The organism is Sodalis sp. RH22 (genome assembly GCF_047324165.1).
Lineage (GTDB): Bacteria > Pseudomonadota > Gammaproteobacteria > Enterobacterales > Enterobacteriaceae > Acerihabitans.
In genome coordinates this window covers 1,878,803-1,898,424 of sequence record NZ_CP178731.1, presented here as the reverse complement: position 1 = coordinate 1,898,424, position 19,622 = coordinate 1,878,803, and the positions used below count along the sequence as shown (strand labels likewise).

The 19,622-nt window shown below is 61.8% G+C and carries 15 protein-coding genes; 5 read left to right on the top strand and 10 right to left on the bottom strand.

Going from position 1 to position 19,622, the window contains the following annotated elements; all coding sequences use genetic code 11:
- Positions 1–36: 36 nt before the first annotated feature.
- Positions 37–1,221 carry a sugar transporter gene (locus tag ACL2XN_RS08590; protein WP_410015681.1) on the bottom strand — a complete coding sequence of 395 codons (1,185 nt, stop codon included), beginning with the start codon at positions 1,219–1,221 and terminating at the stop codon, positions 37–39.
- A 259-nt stretch (positions 1,222–1,480) separates the two neighbouring features.
- On the opposite strand from ACL2XN_RS08590, the gene ACL2XN_RS08585 reads away from it, so the two are divergent.
- The 5 genes from ACL2XN_RS08585 to ACL2XN_RS08565 all read left to right on the top strand — a co-directional run bounded on the left by ACL2XN_RS08585 (position 1,481) and on the right by ACL2XN_RS08565 (position 5,652).
- Positions 1,481–2,338, top strand: coding sequence for a transporter substrate-binding domain-containing protein (locus ACL2XN_RS08585; RefSeq protein WP_410015680.1), 858 nt, complete (start codon positions 1,481–1,483; stop codon positions 2,336–2,338).
- Between the two features lie 13 nt (positions 2,339–2,351).
- A complete protein-coding gene (locus ACL2XN_RS08580) occupies positions 2,352–3,020 on the top strand; it encodes an amino acid ABC transporter permease (RefSeq protein WP_413730669.1) in 669 nt (222 codons plus the stop codon).
- Positions 3,017–3,685: an amino acid ABC transporter permease gene (locus ACL2XN_RS08575; RefSeq protein WP_413730668.1), complete on the top strand. Its 669-nt coding sequence runs from the start codon at positions 3,017–3,019 to the stop codon at positions 3,683–3,685. The genes ACL2XN_RS08580 and ACL2XN_RS08575 overlap by 4 nt, the downstream gene beginning before the upstream one ends.
- Entirely contained in the window at positions 3,663–4,490 is an 828-nt protein-coding gene (locus ACL2XN_RS08570; RefSeq protein ID WP_413730667.1) for an amino acid ABC transporter ATP-binding protein, read from the top strand. Before ACL2XN_RS08575 ends, ACL2XN_RS08570 begins: the two co-directional genes overlap by 23 nt.
- 151 nt (positions 4,491–4,641) lie before the next feature.
- A complete protein-coding gene (locus tag ACL2XN_RS08565) occupies positions 4,642–5,652 on the top strand; it encodes an ROK family protein (RefSeq protein WP_413730666.1) in 1,011 nt (336 codons plus the stop codon).
- Here ACL2XN_RS08565 and ACL2XN_RS08560 read toward each other — a convergent pair.
- The 9 genes from ACL2XN_RS08560 to fdnG all read right to left on the bottom strand — a co-directional run bounded on the left by ACL2XN_RS08560 (position 5,619) and on the right by fdnG (position 19,469).
- On the bottom strand, positions 5,619–6,467 hold the full coding sequence (locus ACL2XN_RS08560) for a glycosyltransferase family 8 protein (protein ID WP_413730665.1): 849 nt from the start codon (positions 6,465–6,467) through the stop codon (positions 5,619–5,621). The genes ACL2XN_RS08565 and ACL2XN_RS08560 overlap by 34 nt on opposite strands.
- 27 nt (positions 6,468–6,494) lie before the next feature.
- Positions 6,495–7,883, bottom strand: coding sequence for a D-arabinono-1,4-lactone oxidase (locus ACL2XN_RS08555; RefSeq protein ID WP_413730664.1), 1,389 nt, complete (start codon positions 7,881–7,883; stop codon positions 6,495–6,497).
- A 75-nt stretch (positions 7,884–7,958) separates the two neighbouring features.
- Positions 7,959–10,139, bottom strand: coding sequence for an ATP-dependent helicase (locus ACL2XN_RS08550; RefSeq protein ID WP_413730662.1), 2,181 nt, complete (start codon positions 10,137–10,139; stop codon positions 7,959–7,961).
- Positions 10,123–11,400 carry a citrate synthase gene (locus ACL2XN_RS08545; RefSeq protein WP_410015672.1) on the bottom strand — a complete coding sequence of 426 codons (1,278 nt, stop codon included), beginning with the start codon at positions 11,398–11,400 and terminating at the stop codon, positions 10,123–10,125. The genes ACL2XN_RS08550 and ACL2XN_RS08545 overlap by 17 nt, the downstream gene beginning before the upstream one ends.
- Before the next feature lie 286 nt (positions 11,401–11,686).
- Positions 11,687–13,735, bottom strand: coding sequence for an NAD(+) synthase (locus tag ACL2XN_RS08540; protein ID WP_413730660.1), 2,049 nt, complete (start codon positions 13,733–13,735; stop codon positions 11,687–11,689).
- Positions 13,736–13,935: 200 nt separating this feature from the next.
- A complete protein-coding gene (gene fdhE / locus ACL2XN_RS08535; protein WP_413730658.1) occupies positions 13,936–14,850 on the bottom strand; it encodes a formate dehydrogenase accessory protein FdhE in 915 nt (304 codons plus the stop codon).
- Complete coding sequence (gene fdoI / locus ACL2XN_RS08530; protein WP_413722478.1) at positions 14,850–15,503, bottom strand: formate dehydrogenase cytochrome b556 subunit; 654 nt, start codon at positions 15,501–15,503, stop codon at positions 14,850–14,852. Before fdoI ends, fdhE begins: the two co-directional genes overlap by 1 nt.
- Positions 15,500–16,411 (bottom strand): formate dehydrogenase subunit beta, encoded by a 912-nt coding sequence (gene fdxH, locus ACL2XN_RS08525; RefSeq protein ID WP_410015668.1) that lies wholly within the window; start codon positions 16,409–16,411, stop codon positions 15,500–15,502. The genes fdoI and fdxH overlap by 4 nt, the downstream gene beginning before the upstream one ends.
- A gap of 10 nt (positions 16,412–16,421) precedes the next feature.
- Positions 16,422–19,469, bottom strand: coding sequence for a formate dehydrogenase-N subunit alpha (gene fdnG, locus ACL2XN_RS08520; protein ID WP_413722479.1), 3,048 nt, complete (start codon positions 19,467–19,469; stop codon positions 16,422–16,424).
- Positions 19,470–19,622: the final 153 nt, after the last annotated feature.

The window sequence follows — 19,622 nt, the reverse complement described above, 5'->3', positions numbered from 1 at the left end:
TATCGGCCATGCCCGCGCCGCCGGCGAACCGAACGGTCAGGCCCGGCGCAGCTCCGCGGCGTAGCGGCGGAAGATAAACAGGCACCATGCCAGGGACACGATAGCCAGCAGGGCGCCGAGATAGCCGATATACGCCAGATCCGCGCGCAGGATAAACTGGTTGCCCAACAGCGCGCCGGCGCCGATGCCCAGATTGAAGATGCCCGAGAACAACGACATGGCCACATCGGTGGCGTCCGGGGCCAGCGCCAGTACCTTCACCTGCATGCTCAGGCCGATGGCCATAAACGCCATGCCCCAAATCACGCTCAGGCCGGCAAAACTGATTTTATACCCGGCGGCGGGCTGCAGAACCAGCAGGCAGACGACCACCAGCACGATAGACGTGACCAGCAGGGCGGTGGGATATTTATTGCTGCATACGCCGAACACCACGCTGCCGATAATGCCCGAACCGCCGAAAATCAACAGCAGTAAGGTGGTGTAATCATCTCCCAGCGCCGCCGCATGGCGGATAAACGGCTCGATATAGCTGTAGACGGTGTAATGCGAGGTGACGATCAGCACCGCCAGCAGGTAAAGCGACATCAGCGCCGGGCGTTTTAGCAGCATGGGCACGCTTTTCAGCGAACCGGAGTGCTCGCTGGGCAGCTTGGGCAGCAGTTTGATAATAAAGACCAGGGTCGCCAGGGCGAAAATGCCAATCACCAGGAAGGTGATGCGCCAGCCCAGCAACTGGCCGACAATGCGGCCCAGCGGCAGTCCCAGCACCATGGCAAGGGCGGTGCCGGTGGACAGCATGCTCAGCGCCTGGGTTTTTTTACCCATCGGCGCGACGCGGATCGCAAGCGATGCCGTAATAGACCAGAATACCGCATGCGCCAGGGCGATGCCGATTCTGGATAGCACCAGTACCGTGAAGTTCCAGGCCACGAACGAGAGGATATGGCTGGCGATAAACAGGGCAAAGATCATCACCAGCAGGCCGCGCCGTTCAATATGGCTGGTCAGCAGCATAAAGGGCAGCGACATCAGCGCCACCACCCAGGCGTAGATGGTCAGCATCAGCCCGACCTGGGCGGTCTCCATCTGAAAACTCTGGGCGATATCGGTCAGCAGGCCGACCGGCACGAACTCGGACGTGTTGAAAATAAAGGCGGCAAACGCGAGGGTAATGACTCTTAGCCAGGCGGTCGAACGGGAAACATCTGGAGTATTCATTGAAATCAGCAGGCTATTTTTTACGATCGATTGGTTAACGTTCAATCAAGGTTAGACGAGGTCCGGCGGTTCTATCTGCAAGACGACGTGCTGGCGCGGTAATGATAATAAAATGAACGGCTGCCAAATGCCTAACGTTAGTTGCCGCCAGGCCGAAAAAGTCTTTTTTACGCTTTCAATTCATTAACCATTCAATTACAGAAAGTTAATCTATCCTCTTCGGCCGCGCCGCGCGCCATTTGTCCTGACGGGAGTGGATATGATCTTGCGAAAATACATCATGACCTTTTGCGCCGCCGCGCTCTGCGTCGCCGGCACGCTGATCCCGCCGGCCATCGGCGCGGATTTGCTGGCGCGCGTTAAAGCGGAAAAAGTCCTGACCGTGGCCACCGAGGCCCGCTACGCGCCTTTCGAAATGGTGCGCGACGGCAACATTATCGGCTTTGACGTGGATCTGATGCATCATATCCTGCAAAAACATTTGCCGGGCGTGCGCGTCAGACAGCTGGATTTGCCTTTTCAGGGCATCCTGCCCGGGCTGGATGCCAAAAAATTCGATTTCATGATCACGGCAATGATGGTGGACCGGCCGCGGATGGCGCGTTTCGCGTTTACCGTGCCGGTGGGCGAATCCACGGTGGCGCTGCTAAAGCGCGAAAACGACGCCGCGCTGACGACGCTTGCGGATCTGAACGGTAAGGTGGTGGGCACCGTGGCCGGCTCGAGCCACCTGCGGGTGCTGCAGGCGGTCGACCAGCGGCTGCGGGAACAGGGCATGACGGGCGTTAAAGAGATCAGGCAATACATCGCCTTTGACGAGGCCTATGCCGACCTGGCCAATCAACGTCTCGACGGCGTGGCGCAATCCCTTGCCAATCTCGGGCCGCTTATCAAGAGCCGCCCCGGCGTGTTCGCCGTCATGCGGCCGATGCTGGGGCCCACCACCTATTTCGCCTGGGCGGGACGCAAGGATGCCGACAGCGCCAGCCTGGTGAAACTGTTTAGCGACGGCATCGCCGAGGCCAACCGCGACGGTACCCTCAAGCACCTGCAGCTGAAATGGTTCGGCGTGGAAACGCCGCTGCCGCACGATAAAATGCCGGTACCCGATGTGTGACAAGGCGCGCGGCATGGACGACTTAACCGAGTTTTGCCACCTGCTCGCCTCCTGGCTGCCGATGCTTGCCGGCGGGGCGGCAACCACTGCCTCCCTCAGCGCTGCCGCCATGCTATGCGGCTTTTTCGCCGGCACCGGCATTTATTGTTTGCAAAGCGCGCGTCGGCCTGCTTGCCGCGGCCTGGCCCGCGCTTATGTCAGCGTGTTTCGCAGTACGCCGGTGCTGGTCCTGGTGCTGCTGTGCTATTACCTGCCCGGCGAACTGGGCGTTGAGGCCGGCGCCTGGGCCGCCGCCGCCGTGGCGCTCACCCTTAACAGCGCGGCCTATCAAGCGCAAATCCTGCGCGGCGGTTTTGCGGGCGTTCCCGCCGGGCAACAGGACGCCGCCCTGGCCTGCGGCCTGGGACCCTGGCAGGCGTTCTGGCATATTCGCCTGCCGCAGGCGCTGCGGCCGACGCTGCCGGCGTTTATTTCGGAGATGATTGATGTGATCAAAGCGTCGGCGGTGGTCTCGGTCATCGCCATCACCGATGTTATGCGGGTCGGGCAGCAACTGGCGTCCGCAAGCTACCGGATGCTGCCGGCCTATCTCGCCGTCGCCCTGGTCTACCTGGTGATGACCAGCCTGCTGGCCCTGGCGGGCCGCCATCTGGAACAGCGCTGGCGCAAGGAGCCTTCGTGAGCGATATCCTGCTGTACCTGCCTGATTTTGCGCAGGCCATGGCCATGACCCTGGCCCTCAGCCTGAGCGCGGCGACGGCCGGCGCCCTGGGCGGTTTTACGCTGCAGGCGCTGTGCAGCCGCTGCCGGCTGCTGTACCCGCCGTGGCGCGTTTATGTGTGGCTGATACGCGGCACGCCCTTTTTGGCCCAGCTATCGGTGATCTATTTTGGCCTGCCGGCGCTGGGGGTGATGCTCGGCGCGCTGCCCGCCGCCATTCTTTCGCTGACGCTCTACAGCGCCGCCTATTTCGGCGAAATTTTCCGTGGCGCCTGGTTAAGCATCGGCCGCGGGCAACTGGACGCCGCCCGGGCCCACGCCATCTCCCCATGGCAAAGTTTCTGGCATATCGAGACCCCGCAGGCGCTGCGTTTCAGCCTGCCGCTGCTGTGCAACCAGGTGATTTTAACCGTGAAGGAAAGCGCGGTGGCATCGATTATCACCCTGCCCGAGCTGACCATGGCCGCCGGACGCATTGCCGCCAGCACCTATAGCTATTTTTTGCCCTATGCCCTGCTTATCGCCGGTTACTGGCTGCTGGCGCAGGGGATAAGCCTGGCCGTCGGCTGGCTTGGCCGCCACTTATTTTCCGGAGGATACCCCTATGACCGGGCAACCCATTCTTGAACTGCGCGGCGTCGGCAAGTCTTTCGGCGCCCGGAGGATACTGAACGATATCACGCTGCAGGTGCACGCCGGTGAGGTGATAACCCTGATCGGGCCGTCGGGATCGGGCAAGACCACCGCGCTGCGCTGCATGAACTTCCTGGAGGCCTATGACCGGGGGGAAATTTTGATCAAAGGCCGCCTGCTGGGCTATCGCGGCCCGGGCCGGGCGGCAGGGGATCGGGACGGCGCCGCGGGTATCGCGCGGGTGCGGCGTCCGTTGGCCATGGTGTTCCAGCAATTCAACCTGTGGCCGCATATGACGGCGCTGGAGAATGTCGCCGCGCCGCTGATCCTGGGAAAAAGGCGGCCGCGCGCCGAGGCGCGCCGCGCCGCCGCCGCCGCGCTGGCGCAGGTAGGCATGGCGGAGCATGCCGGCGCCTGGCCGGCCCGGCTGTCGGGCGGCCAGCAGCAGCGTGTCGGCATTGCCCGCGCGCTGGCGCTGGAACCCGAGCTGCTGCTGCTGGATGAGCCCACCTCCGCCCTGGACCCGGAACGGGTGGAGGAGGTGCTGGAGGTTATCGGCGGGCTGGCGCGCCAGGGCATCACCATGATCATGGCGACCCATGAAATGTCCTTTGCCGCCCAGGTATCCACCCGGGTGGTGTTTATGGCCGAAGGCGCCATCGTGGAAAGCGGCGAGCCGGGGCGGTTGTTCCGCCACCCGGCGACCGGGCGCCTGACATCGTTCCTGGCGCCCTGGCTGCGGCGCCCGCTGCAATTTGGCGGCCCCGACGACGCAGAACCTAGGGCGCCGCGCGGGTGACGCGGTTTTTTTTACCGCGGCCCGCTTTAGGGCGGATCAAATCACGGTAACATAGTGGCGCGGCCTGACGGCGACGCCGGATAAAAGGAGGTTTATGCGCCGCAGGAAGGTATATTGTCACGGTATGCGTGAATGATAGCGACGAGGGCTTATGGATTATCCGCTGACCAGCAACACCCAGCAACTGAAGCTGATTAACGTTGCCCATGTCATTGAAACGATGAAAGCGCTTCGGCGCGGCACCAAAGCGACCGTGGCCCAGGCGACGGGCCTGAGCTTGGCGACCTGCGGGACGATATTGAACAGCTTATGCGCCAGCGGTGAAATATTGCACGAGGCGCTTGAGGCGTCCAGCGGCGGACGACCTGCGCAGCGTTTTATCTATAATGAGCATTTTTTTTATGTGTTCAGCCTCGCGGTGGCGGGGGAGCATGGTCATTACGTCTACGGCTATACGCTGACCACGGCTATCGGCACTCTCGTCGCCGGCGGCCGTGAAACGCTGCCCAGCGCCGATACCGCCAGCGTTATCGCCTTTATCCACGGCAAAACGGCGCAATACAACGTGCGCGCCATAGGTATCGGCCTGCCCGGCGTGATAGTGGACGGGCGGGTGCTGACCTGCGATATCTCCGCCTTCGAGGCCGTGGCGCTGCGCGATATCCTGGCGGCCAGGTTCGCCGCCTTTATCCGCATCGGCAACGATATGAATTTTACCGCCTACGGTTTTTATAAAAACCGGCGCCTGAGCAAAGACCAGCCCCTCGCGTACCTGATGTTTCCGGAAAAACACTGCCCCGGCTGCGGCATTATCGTCGGCGGCAAGGCGCTCGAAGGCGCCACGCAGTTTGCCGGCGAAATTGCCCATTTGCCCTGCCTCAACCACCCCGGCGCCGGGCGGGCACTGGCGCGCACCGTGGCCGATACGGTTATTTCACTGATTTCCATTATTAACCCCGGCACCATCGCCGTGACCGGCGCGGGACTCGGGCCGCAGATGACGGCCGATATTTTTCGCCTGTGCCGGGAAACCATCCCCAGGCAGCATGTGCCGGACATCATCTACCGCGAAAGCATGGATGACGACTATCTCCGGGGCATCGCCGAAATTACCCTGGAAAGCGCCAATTACCAGCGACTGTTCGGCGCAAGCCGGCGATAGGTCATCCACCAACGCTCGATAAGGGGATAATACGGATCGTGCCGGGCGTCAGGCTGATCCGGGGCGTATTGCCAGGGTTTGTCCAAGATAAAATGCAGGTTTTTGACCTGCGGCATCCGCCACATGGCCGCGTGGTGAACCGATAGCGTTTTCAGGGCGTTATAGCCGTACGGCAGCGCCAGCCAGCGGCCCTGGAAATACGCGTTGAGCAAATCCTGCTCGGGAAAGGGATACGCGGCGAGATCGGTAATGGCGGCCACCTGGCCGGCCAGTTCGTCATAGGTTTTTTCCCCAGGCGTCAATACGATAATACCCGAATTAAAATACGGCGAAAAATCAGCGGGCAGCGCGGCGGGGTTGGCGCTGTAGGTATAATAACAGTTTGCGGGCACCCAGCTTTTGGGATAGGTGGCAATATGGTTGGGATTGCAGCGGCAGGCGTGGCAGGCGGCGATCCCGCCCGCCGGCAGGGGGATATCGAACAGCTCGTCCATGTTTTTCAGCGCCAGCATATCGGCGTCGAGCAGCACCAGCCGGCTGAACCCGGTCAGGCGCCAGGCGCACAGCTTGCTCCATACCTCGGCGAAACGGGCGTAGGCGTAGCCGCCGGCCACCCCGTCCCGCGGGCGGAGCGGGGTAACGGCGCGCACATCGCAGCCCTCGGCCGCCAGGTCGTCACGGATCTGTTGGCCAATCCCGGCGGTCACCATGACCACCAGTGGATAACGCGTATGCGTGTCCTGTAATGATTGATGCAGCGTCCTGACCCCGGCCAGGTAAGCGGGATCGGTCAATAAGGTTATCCAGGCTTTCATCGTCGTTCCTCGGGCCATATCACGCGGTCATGACGTGAAGAGATCCGCGATAAGCGCGTTAGTGAATTTTCCGTGCGGATCGAGGGCGGCTTTCACCTGGCGGAACTGTTCCCAGCGCGGATAGCGCTCGCGCCACTGATAAAGGGCGGGATGGTAATATTTTCCCCAATGCGGCCGTCCCCCTTCGTTTGCCAGCAATTTCTCCACTTCATTGAGAAAATGCACGCCGTCCCGCGACAGGGTGCCGTCCTCGGCGTAATACACCACAAAACCAAAAAAGCAGGTGGCTTCGCCATGTGCGGGACTGAGCCATGCGCTCGAGGGACCGGTACAGCGCAGGATCACCGGGTAATGCATATGGGGGTGCGTTTGCCGGTACCAGCGTTTTATCTTCTGGATCACCTCGCCCGCGCGGCGAAACGGGATGCCGATTTCAATATTGATTTGCGGTGTAGCGATACCGCGACAAAACAGCTGGTAGACATCGCCGGTAATGTCGGAAAAATCCTTGAAACGCGCCACGGTTTTAAACGGCGTGCCGTCCCGGCCGCGGATTTTGGTATCGGTACGCATATGGCCCAGCGTGCGCTCCACCGTGGCGTTCATCGATTGATCGCCGGCGGAGAGCGACAGGGTGCGGCAGCCGTTTTCCCGGTAGCGTTTTCCCTCGGCGTCATTGGCCTCGCGGGCGGACCAGACGTGGACTTTGTCCTCCTCAGGAAACCACCACGCCTTGCTGAGCGGATAGCCTTCATTCCAATCGTACAGCAGGGATTCAAGCTCGCCGGCGCCGCAGGCGCTTTTGAAACAGGTGAACAGCGTCGCCGGTATCGTGCGCAGCGTGACTTCGGTCACCACGCCCAGGGCACCAAGCGCCAGTTGCGCGGCGCCGAAATAAGGGTGATCGCGATCAAAGCCGGCGATGCTGCCGTCGGCCAGCACCATGCGGATATGCAGCGCCTCATCGGCGATGGAGCTTTGCCCCAGTCCTTGCCCATGGGTGCCGGTGGCCATGGCGCCGGCCAGGGTTTGCAGGGCAATAACGCCGGGGGAGGAGGGCAGCATGCGGCCCATCGCCGTCAGGGTTTGATAAACCTGCTGCAGCGTGGTGGCCGCGGCGAAAGTGACCGTATCCGCGGTCGAGTGGATAAGCCCCTGCATTTGGCCGGCATCCAGCAGTATATCCTGCGGCCCGTCGGCGCGCAGCAGGCTGCCGGTGGACAGCCGGCTGCCCATGATCCTGATTTTACCGCGCGCATCGGCGACCAGCGTCTGCAGTTCCGCTTCGCTCCCCGGCCGGCGTACGTTCGCGCGCGGGCCTAGCGTGGCGTTTTGCGCCCAGTTCCAGACCTGCCGATCGCTCGCTACCGGTTGGGTGTGTCTTGGGGGAAATTGTTCTTCGGCGTAGTCCAACATTGCACTCCTTTTGCAATAAAAATCTATTTCATTATTCAGTGTAGCCCAGACACTCTGGCCCGGCTTGCGCCGGCGTTATTCCAGCCGGATCAGCGGCGCGCCGAACTGGATGCTGCGCTCGGTGGGCAGTCCGTCGAATTTAATGGAATAGGCGCTTTCATACCCGTCCACCGCGATAACAGTGCCGCAGCCAAAGACGCCATGGGACACCCGATCACCCGCCCGAAAGCGGGACGCGCCGGCGGCGGGCAACGCCGCGTCCGCGGTCATCACATTGTGTCCGCCGCTCATCAGCGCCTGATCCAGCGGAACATCAAACGCCACGTTCTCGCTGCCGGCATCAAAGATAAACCGCGACGGATATTTGAAAATACCGTCATTGGCCACCCCTTCCGAGTCGCTCAGATACAGCCCGTCCATGGCGCGGGTCATGGCGACATAGGCCAGGCGGCGCTCCTCCTCCATCTCTTGCGCGGAGCTTATCTTGCGCCCGGGAAATACCCCTTCGTTCAGGCCGCAGACAAACACATACGGGAATTCCATACCCTTGGCGCCGTGAATGGTCATCAGCTTTACCGTGTCGGTCTTGCTTTCATTATCCAGACTGGTAAATAGCGCAATCCGCGCCAGGAAGTCCTCGAGCGTCGCCTCTTCGTCTTCGCCTGCGGCCTGCACCGCGCGTTTAAGCTCCGCCACGTTATCCAGCCGCTCCTGATCGCCCTGCAGGCGCAGGAAAGCCTCATAGCCGCTCAGATCCAGCAGCGTCTGCAGGGTATTGCCCAGCGACCACCCCGCGCGCTGCGCCCGTACCTGTTCGATGGCGGCCACATATTGCCTGACCCCGGTGCCCGTCAACAGCGCCGCGTCCAGGTTTTCCTTCAGCGCCTGGTACAGGGACAGGCTGCGGGCCTCGGCATAGGCGGCCAGCGTTTCCAGTCGTTTTTTACCGAATTTGCGCGCCGGCACGTTTACGGTGCGCAGAAAGGCCACGTCGTCGCCGGCGGTCACCATGCGCAGATAACAGATCACATCCTTGATTTCACGCCGGCCATAAAACTCGATACCGCTGAATATTTTGTAGGGCAGGCCGCGGTCGATAAACCGTTCCTCCAGGGCGCGCGTCAGGTAATGGGCGCGGTACAGGACGGCGATATGATTTGGCGGTACGCCGGTATTGCGCAGCCGGGTAATTTCGCCGGCTATCCATTCCGCTTCGAGCTTATCGCTTTTGGCGTGAAAATACCGCGGCCGCCAGCCGCCGGGTTTCACCGCGTGCAGCGTCTTGGGAAACCTGACCTCATTCTTTTCAATCAGGCAGTTGGAGGCGGCGAGTATTTCCGGGGTGGAGCGATAATTGGTGCCGAGCGCGATGGTTTCCGCCCCCGGGTAGGCCTTGTCGAAATCCAGGAACAGGCGCAGATGGGAACCGCGCCAGGAATAGATGGTCTGGTCGGGATCGCCGACGATAAACAGGTTGCCGTGCCTGCCCGCCAGCAGCCTGGCCAGCTTGTACTGCCGTTTGCTGACGTCCTGGAACTCGTCCACCATGACGTACTGCATCCGGTTTTGCCATTTTTGCCGCACGGCGGGAAATGTCTCCAGGATCCAGGTGGCGAAATTAATCAGATCGTTAAAATCGCAGCCAAAGCATTTCTTCTGCTCATACAGGTAGCGCAGGAAGATTTCCTCGTCGCGATCCCGGGCATCGGCAAAGCGCGCCTTCAGCTGTTCGTTGTTGAGCTGATAGATATCGTCGATATAGGTGGTGGCGTACAGTTTTTTGGCTTCCAGCACCTCGTCCAGGGTGCGTTTCACGGTGGTGTCGCGCAGCGTCAGTCCCATATCGGCGAAAATCTTCAGCAGGATCTGCTTCAGGTCTTCCATGTCGAGGATAATAAAGTTGCGCGGATAGTTGAGCAGATGGATATCTTCTTTCAGCAGCTGTACGCAGAAGGCGTGGAAGGTGCAGATAGTGCCGAGATCCCGATCGCCCAGCACGGCGCGCACCCGCCGCTTCATCTCATTGGCCGCCCGGTTGGTGAAGGTCACGCACATGATATTCCTGGGCGCGATGCCAAGCGTCGAGACCAGGTAGCAGTAACGTTCCGTCAGGGTGCGGGTTTTGCCGGTGCCGGCGCCGGCGATGACCCGCAACGCGCCTTCGGTGGTGACCACCGCCTGGCGCTGTTCTGGATTCAGGGTAGCGAGGGCGCCGGCCACGGACGGCGCGTCGCCGGCGTCAGAGTTTGGAGACAAAATCACGGCGTTCCTCACCGGTATAGACCTGGCGTGGCCGGCAGGTTTTCAGCGGTTGGCTGTGCATTTCATTCCAATGGGCAATCCAGCCGGTGGTGCGTCCTACGGCGGTAATCACCGTAAACATGGACGACGGCAGCCCCATGGCCTTGAGGATCAGGGCGGTGTAGAAATCCGCGCTGGGGTAAAGTTTGTTTTCCAGGAAAAAGGCATCGGTCAGCGCGATGTGCTCCAGCTCCATGGCTACCTGCAGCAGGTTGTCCTCCATGCCCAGCGCGTTGAGCACTTCATGGCAGGTTTTGCGCAGGATGGCGGCCCGGGGATCGAAATGGTGATAGATGGAATTGCCGAAGCCCATCAGGCGAAAGGAGTCGTGGCGATCTTTCGCCCGGTTGACAAACGCCGGGATGCGGTCGACGGTGCTTATCTCCTCGAGCATGCGCATACAGGCTTCGTTCGCGCCGCCGTGCAGCGGTCCCCACATGGACGCCAGGGCCGCGGCGATGCAGGCGAAAGGATTGGCGCCGGAGGATCCCGCCGTCCTGACCGTGGTGGTGGACGGGCACTGGCCATGGTCGGCATGCAAAATCAGGATGCGGTTCATGGCCCGCTCAAGCACGGGATTCACCTCGTACTTTTCCGCCGGGATGGCGAACAGCATATGCAGGAAGTTACCGGTGTACGACAGCGCGTTGCGCGGATAGACCGACGGCTGCTCGATGGAATATTTATAACACATGGCCGCCACGGTGGGCATTTTCGACAGCAGCCGCAGCGCCGCCAGTTCCCGGTCCTCGGGCTTGCCCACATCCAGCGCATCGTGATAGAACGCCGCCAGCGCGCCCACCACCGCGCACATCAGCGCCATGGGATGCGAATCGCGGCGAAAGCCGCTCAGCATACGGGTCATCTGCTGATGAATCATGGTATGGCGCGTGATGGACTCGGTAAAGCGGTCATATTCGTCCCTGGACGGCGCCTGGCCGTGCAGCAGGATATAACAGACCTCGGGAAACGTGCAGTGCTCAGCCAACTGGTCGACCGGAAAACCCCGGTGCAGCAGGATGCTGTTGCGCGCATCGATATAGGTGATGGCCGACTCGCAGCCGGCGGTATTCACGAAACCCGGGTCGTAGGTGTAGAGATCTTCCTGGCGAAACGGGCTGATATCCAGGGCCGCGGGGCCATACGAACCGGCATTGAAATCCAGTTCGATGGAACGTTGCGCGTCAAGCGCGAGGGTGGCTTTGTTCTCGGTCATGTTTAAATCTCCAGCCTGGATCTAATGGAAAAAAATAAATGCGATGCGCGCCCGTATACCAGCAGGGTCTAATGATTTCACATTACTCGCGTGGCGCGGACTTGACCAGAGCGGAGATAAGCGTAGCTGAATTAACGCATGGCGTCGCGTGAATGAGAAGGACGGCGCAAACCGGCGCCGACATGTTTTTATGCCGGCATAAGCCGGCATCGTGTTCAGGCGGATCCCCGTCGCTGACATGGCGGAAGATTGCCGGCCGTCAGTTGAGCCAAATCTTCTGGTCGTCTTATTGCTCCGGCACTTGCGCCTCCAGCTCCTCAATCCAGATTCGGGCGTTGCCGTCCGACGGCGCGCGCCAGTCGCCGCGCGGCGACAGGCTGCCCCCGGCGGTGACTTTCGGTCCGTTGGGCGAGGCCGAGCGCTTAAACTGGCTCAGGGTGAAAAAGCGCACCAGGAACACTTTCAGCCAGCGCCGTATTTCCGCCAGCGGATAGGCGCGGCGTTTCTCCTGCGGGAAACCCGGCGGCCAATCGCCGGCGGCGGCATCCCCCCAGGCGTGCAGCGCCAGAAAGGCGATTTTTGACGGCCGGAAGCCGTAGCGCAGGGTATAAAACAGGCTGAAATCCTGCAGATCGTAAGGGCCGATAAGGGATTCAGTGCTTTGCAACCCGCCGGCGTCGTCGGCGGGCACCAGCTCCGGCGAGATTTCCGTCGCCAGAATGGCCTCAAGCGTGGCCATGACCGGCGCCTCGAACTGGCCGGACGCGATCACCCAGCGAATCAGATGCTGGATCAAAGTTTTCGGCACGCCAGCGTTGACATGGTAATGGGACATCTGGTCGCCGACGCCGTAGGTGCACCAGCCGAGCGCCATTTCGGACAAGTCGCCGGTGCCCACCACCATGCCGTTTTCGTGATTGGCCAGGCGGAACAGGTAATCGGTGCGCAAACCCGCCTGTACGTTCTCAAATGTCACATCATAGACCTTTTCGCCCCGGGCAAAGGGATGGCCCAGATCCTCAAGCATGCGCTGCGCAGCGGGGCGGATATCGATTTCACGGTGGGTGACGCCGAGCGCGTTGATAAGGCTTGCGGCGTTGTTATGCGTGCCGGCGCTGGTACCGAAGCCGGGCAGGGCGCAGGCGATGATATTTTCGCGCGGCAGCCCGAGCCGGTCCGCCGCCCTGGCGATCACAATCAGCGCCTGGGTGGAATCCAGGCCGCCGGAGACGCCGATCACCAGCCGTTTAATGCCGGTGGCGGTGATGCGCTGCGCCAGGGCGGCGACCTGGATGTTATAGGCCTCGTAACAGTCCTGGGCCAGCCGTTCCCGGTCGGCGGGCACAAAGGGAAAACGCTCCACCCGCCGCTCGAAGCCGATATCGCGGGCGACGGGCGCCAGGTCGAATGAAATCCGCCGGAACGCGCCGACCCGTGCTTCGTGGGTACGGCGGTTATCGTCAAAGGTGCCCATGCGCATCCGTTCCTGGCGCAGCAAGTCCAGATCGATATCCGCCACCGCGCTCTGCCCTGCCACGGCGAAGCGTTCGGTTTCCGCCAGCAGGCTGCCGTTTTCATAGATCACGCACTGGCCGTCCCACGCCACTTCGGTGGTGGATTCGCCGGTGCCCGCCGCGGCATACAAATAGGCGGCGAGACAGCGCATGGATTGTGAACGGCACAGCTGGCGGCGGGTATCCGCGCGCCCGATGGTGATGGGGCTGCCGGACAGGTTGGCCAGCACGGTGGCGCCGGCCAGCGCCGCTTCGGCGCTCGGCGGGATCGGCACCCAGAAATCCTCGCAAATCTCCACGTGCAGCACGAAGCCGGGCACATCCCGCGCGCTGAATAGCAGATCGGGACCGAAAGGCACCTCCTGGCCGGCCAATGACAGGGTGCCGCGCGCCATATCCCCCGGCGCGCACTGCCGCCGTTCATAAAATTCCCGGTAGGTGGGCAGGTAGGATTTAGGCACCACCCCCAGCAGGCGGCCGCGGTGCAGCACCAGCGCGGTGTTATAGACGCGCCCGGCGTGGCGCAGCGGCGCGCCCACCACCAGCACCGGCGTCAGGCCGGCGGTAGCCGCGAGCAGTTCCGCCACCGCACGCTCCACCGCGTCCAGCAACACATCCTGCAACAGCAGGTCTTCAATGGAATAACCGCACAGTGATAATTCGGGGAAAATGGCCAGCGCCACGCCCCGGGCGTCAAGCCCATTGGCGGTCTCGGCTATGGCGCGGGCGTTGACCGACGGCTCGGTAAGGGCGCAGGGCAGGGTGCAGGCCGCCACGCGGGCAAAACCATGCTGGTAGAGGGAATGGAAGTTGTTTGACATAAGCGGCTCTTCTCACGTTGGACTGATGGTCATCGCAGAATAAATCCACTATAGCAGAAGGAGACGCCGGTTCGGCAACACCCGGCTGATTGCCCCGGCGCGCCAATTATTGTTGTCATGCGGTATCAAGGCGTCCGTCCCGTAAAGAACAGACACCCCCCGCGCGCGGCGCTAAAGCAACACGCGGGACGGGAGGCGTTTTAGCCGGCGGGGAATAAAAACGGATTAATGCCGCTGCGGCTAAAGCCTTTTTCTTCCAGTTTGGCATCCAGGATAACCGAGGCCAGATCGTCGGCCAGGCTTTCGGCGCAGGCCTCCTTATCCTGGCGGATCACTTTCAGGTAGCTGCGGCAATGACCGCAGCTTTCCGCGGTTACCGCCGCCTGGGTAGCGTCCAGCGACCAGTAGGCCAGGTCGTCGGTCTGCTCGCAGCTGCTGCACACCGCCCGCACCAGATGCCATTCGCTTTCGCACAATGCGCAGTGCAGGTAGCGCAGGCCGGGTACGCCGCCTTTGCCGTGGATGACGCTTGCCGCCGGTGCGGTGCCGCAGAGCGGGCAATATTGCCGCCGGCCGCCGTCGGCCACGGCCTGGCCGCCGATCCGCCCGGCCAGCTGCGCCCAGTACAGCGACAGGGCCGCCCATACGAATGGCGCGCGGGCGCTGTCCGCCCGGGCAAAATCCCCGCTCAGCAGTGCCTGCGCCTCGGCCTCCAGCATGCTGTCGGGCAGCGACGACAGGGTGTCCAGCGCCTGGCGCACGGCGGGCGCGGCGTCGGGCAGCAGCAGCGCGATGAGCGCCCGCAGCATGTCGCGCCACTGCGGCGTGCGCGCAAACGTCGCCGCATCCAGCGCAAGCGCGCCTTCAGCCGCAGCGGGCGGATTAACCCCGTCCGCCAGCGGCCGGGTCTCGAGCACGCGGCGCTGCGCCCGCGCCACGCCGGCGGCAAAACGCAGGTAATCACCGAACGGGTGATCCGCCGCCAACTGCAGCAGCCGATCGGCGCGCTGTTGATACAGACGCGGCAGGTCGGCCGCCAGCAGCGGCCTGATCGCCGATGTGGCGGCTATCTGGCGGGCGGATAAGCGGTGTTCGGGCACGATATGGATTGCCATCAGCGCCCCTCCTTGCGGCTGGCCGCCGCCAGGGCGTTTTTTTCCTGCAGCTCGCGATACCAGCGCGGATGGTGTTTTTTCGCCCAGGCCGCCGGCACCCAGCCCTCCACCATGGCGGTAATGGTGCCCTTGACCCACAGGGCGGCATAGATATGCACCATAATCACCATAATCAATCCCACCGCCGCCAGCGAATGCACCAGCAGGGCGGCGCGGATAAGCGGGATGGGGAAATACCCGGCAAACCAGGGCCGCCAGATCATCACGCCGCTTACCAGCAACAGCGCCAGGCTGATAATCGCCGCCCAAAACACGCATTTCTGGCCGAAATTATACCGCCCGGTGTCGCCGACTTCCTGGTTAAGGGCGATTTTATGAATGTTCTTTGCCCAGTAGATATCATCGCGATTGATCAGGTTATGCCGCCAGTAACGCAGGAACATCAGCATAAAGGCGCAAAACATCACCACCCCGGCAAACGGATGCAGGATCCTGGCCAACTGCGGCGTGCCGAAGATATTCATCAGCCAATTGAACGAGGGGAAAAAAAAGCCCAGGCCGCTGAGCGAGACCAGGACAAAGCAGAACGCCACGATCCAGTGATTGATCCGCTCCGGCGCGCTGTAGCGCACAATCCGCTGTTGCTGTTTCATTTTCGTGGCTCCTGTTCGTGATCAGGTTCGTCATGCTGATGGTTATCGTCATCTTCGGCGCGGTTCGGCCCCACCCCGACATAATGGAATACCGTGGCGGCGAAAATGGCGGCGAAGCCGACGGCGGCCAGCGGTTTCCATACCCCTTTCCAGAAGGTGACCGCGGGACTGATGGCCGGGTTGTCCGGCAGGCCATGGTAAAGCTGCGGCCGGTCCGCGTGATGCAGCACATACATGACGTGGGTGCCGCCGACCCCGGCCGGATCATACAGGCCGGCATGATGAAAACCGCGGGTATTCAGCTCGGCCACCCGTTCCGCCGCCAGGGTGGTCATATCCTCTTTGCTGCCGAAATGGATGGCGCCGGTGGGGCAGGTCTTGACGCAGGCCGGCTCCTGGCCCACCGCCACGCGATCAACGCACAGCGTGCATTTATAGGCGCGGTTGTCCTGCTGATTGATACGCGGCACGTTGAACGGACAGCCGGCGATGCAGTAGCCGCAGCCGATGCAGTGCTCGGACTGGAAATCCACGATGCCGTTGGCGTACTGGATGATAGCCCCTTCCGCCGGGCAGGCCTTCAGGCAGCCCGGGTCGGCGCAGTGCATGCAGCCGTCCTTGCGGATCAGCCATTCCAGCCGGCCGTCCTGTTCCACCTCGGAAAAGCGCATCACCGTCCAGGATTTTGCGCTCAGGTCGAGGGGATTGTCGTAGACGCCGACGTTGATGCCCACCTCGTCGCGCAGATCGTTCCATTCCGAACAGGCCACCTGGCAGGCTTTGCAGCCGATGCAGGTGGTGACGTCGATAAGCTTGGCCACCGGATCCTGGAAATCCCGCGCGCGCGGCGCGGGGGTTAAACCGTTGGTGGCGGATTTACGGATAATATCCTGTGATTGCATTGCCATGTCCTATCCCCTATACCTTTTCCACATTGACCAGAAAGGCCTTATATTCCGGCGTCTGCGAATTGGCTTCGCCGACGTGGGGCGTTAGGGTATTGGCAAGGAATCCCTTTTTGGTGGTGCCCTCATAGCCCCAGTGACAGGGGATGCCGATGGTATCGATTTCCCGGCCGTCCACCAGCAGGGTGCGGATCCGTTTGGTCACCACCGCCTTGGCCTTGATAAAACCGCGCTTGGAGGTGATCTTGACGCTGTCGCCGGCCTTGATGCCCTTGCTTGCCGCCAGCTTCTCGCCGATTTCGATAAATTGCTCCGGCTGGACGATGGCGTTGAGGCGCGCATGCTTGGTCCAGTGGCGGAACAGCTCGGTAATGGAATAGGTGGTGGCGACATACGGAAAATCGGCGGCTACGCCCAGGCGCAGGCGATCGGCGGCGAACAGGCGCGCCGCCGGGTTCATTATCACCGCGGCGTGCAGCGGATTGGTGCCGATGGGCGATTCCGCCGGTTCATAGTGTTCCGGGAAGGGGCCGTCCACCAGCTTATCGATGGCGTACAGACGGCCCATGCCTTCGGCCTGCATGATAAAAGGACCCACGCCGCTGCCCGGCGCGGCGTTGCCGTAGTCGGGAATATCAATCCCGGTCCAGCGGGCGCCGTCCCAGTGGATCAGTTCCCGTTTCGGATCCCACGGCTTGCCCTGGGCATCGGCCGAGGCGCGGTTATACAAAATGCGGCGATTTTGCGGCCATGCCCAGGCCCAGCCGGGCGTGCAGCCCAGCCCCGACGGATCGCTGTTATCGCGCCGCGCCATCTGGTTGCCCTGCTCGGTCCAGCTGCCGGCGAAAATCCAGCAGAAACTGGCGGTGGATCCGTCATCGCGCAGCTGCGAGAAATCGGCCAGCTGCTGGCCTTTTTTCAGGATAACCGTACCCTGGTCGTCCTTCAGATCCGCCAGCGCGCGGCCGTTGCTTTCGCGGGCCAATTCCTCCGGCGTCGGGTCAGCGGGATCGTGATAATCCCAGGCCATATTCATCAGTGGCGCCGGATTGGCTCCGCCCTCGCGGGCGTACATCGCGCGCAGGCGCAGGAAAATCCCCGCCAGGATCACCCCGTCGTTACGGGCTTCTCCCGGCGGCTCGGCGCCTTTGAAATGCCATTGCAGCCAGCGCCCGGAGTTGACGATGGTGCCGTTCTCCTCGGCAAAACAGCTGGAGGGAAGCCGGAACACCTCGGTCTGGATGGCGGCCGGATCGACGTCGTTAAATTCGCCGTGGTGCTGCCAGAAACTGGAGGTTTCCGTCGCCAGGGGATCGATGATGACCAGGTATTTCAGTTTCGACAGCGCGCCGGAGGCTTTATTTTTATCGGCAAACGCCGCCACCGGATTAAAGCCCTGGGCGATATAACCGTTGACCTTGCCCTCGCTCATCATCTGCGTAAAGTTAAGGGCGTCGTAGCTTTGATCCCATTTCGGCAGCCAGTCGAAACCCCAGTCGTTGTCTTTGGTGGCGTTGGCGCCGTAAAAGCTTTTCATCAGGCTGACAAAAAACTTCGGCGTGTTTTTCCAGTAATTCACCTGATCCGGCAGCAGGGCCTTGGGCGTCGCCTGCGCCAGGTAGTCGGCGAGGGTGGTCTGTTTTTCCGAGGGCAGGTCCATATAACCGGGCAGGCGCAGGGACAGCAGGCCGAGATCGGTATACCCCTGGATATTGGAATGGCCGCGCAGCGCGTTGACGCCGCCGCCGGCCATGCCGATATTGCCCAGCAGCAGTTGAATCATGCCGGCGGTGCGGATAATCTGCGCGCCGGTGGTGTGTTGGGTCCAGCCCAGCGCGTACAGGATGGTGGCGGTTTTGTCCGGCGCGCTGGTTTCACCCAGGATGTGGCAAATCTTCAGGAAATCCGCCTGCGGAGTGCCGCAGATGCGCGCTACCATTGCGGGGGTGTAGCGGCTGACGTGCTCTTTAAGCATATTCCAGACGCAACGCGGATCGGTTAAGGTGGCGTCGCGCCGGGCAAAGCCGTTGTCATCCAGCTGGTACTGCCAGGAGGATTTATCATAGCGGTGCTTGTCGGCGTCGTAGCCGCTGAACAGGCCGTCGTCAAAACGGTACGCTTCGCCCACCAGCAGGCTGGCGTTGGTATAGGCTTTCACATACTCCATCTGCACTTTATTATTGCTCAGCAGATAGTTGATTACCCCCAGCAGGAAGGCGATATCGGCGCCGGCGCGGATGGGCGCGTAAAAATCGGCCACCGAGGCGGTGCGGTTAAAGCGCGGATCGACCACAACCACCTGGGCATGGTTCTTGGTTTTGGCTTCCATCACCCATTTAAAGCCGACCGGATGGGCCTCGGCCGGGTTGCCGCCCATCACCAGCACCACGTCGGCGTTTTTAATATCCACCCAGTTATTGGTCATGGCCCCCCGGCCGAAGGTCGGCGACAGGGCGGAGACGGTAGGGGCATGGCACAGCCGGGCCTGGGTATCAATGGCCAGCATGCCGAGCGCGCGGGTGATGCGCTGGTCAAGCATGCCGGTTTCATTGCTGGCGGCGGACGAGCACAGCATGCCGGTGGTCACCCAGCGGTTCACCGTCACCCCGGCGGCGTTTTTCTCGACGAAGTTGGCGTCCCGATCGGCCTTCATCAGGCGGGCGATGCGCTCGTAGGCGTCCTCCCAGCTGATGCGCTGCCAGGTATTCGAACCGGGCGCGCGGTATTCGGGATATTTCAGCCGCTGGTCGCTGTGGATAAAATCCACCAGGCCGGCGCCCTTGGGGCACAGCGATCCCCGGCTCACGGGATGGTCCGGGTCGCCCTCGATATGGAAAATCGCGGCTTTGGCGTTTTTGGCGCCGTCGCCCAGGCTATACATTAATATACCGCAGCCCACGGAACAGTAGGTGCAGTTATTCCGGGTCTCGTGCGCGCGCAATAACTTATATTGACGGGTCTCCGCCAGCGCGATATCCGGCGCAAAACCCAATGCGGCGGCGGTGGTGCCCGCCATTCCGCCCGCGCAGATTTTAAAGAATTGCCGTCTGCTGAATTGCATGAACGCTCCTGAATACGACATGTGTCACATTATAATTCCGTGAAACAAAACCCGGATTTACCGTGGCGGGCCGGGTTATGCGCTGCGCTTAATGAGAGTGCTTTACGCCTTATTTTTTGTGTGGGTATTATCATTCAAATTAACGGGGTTGCA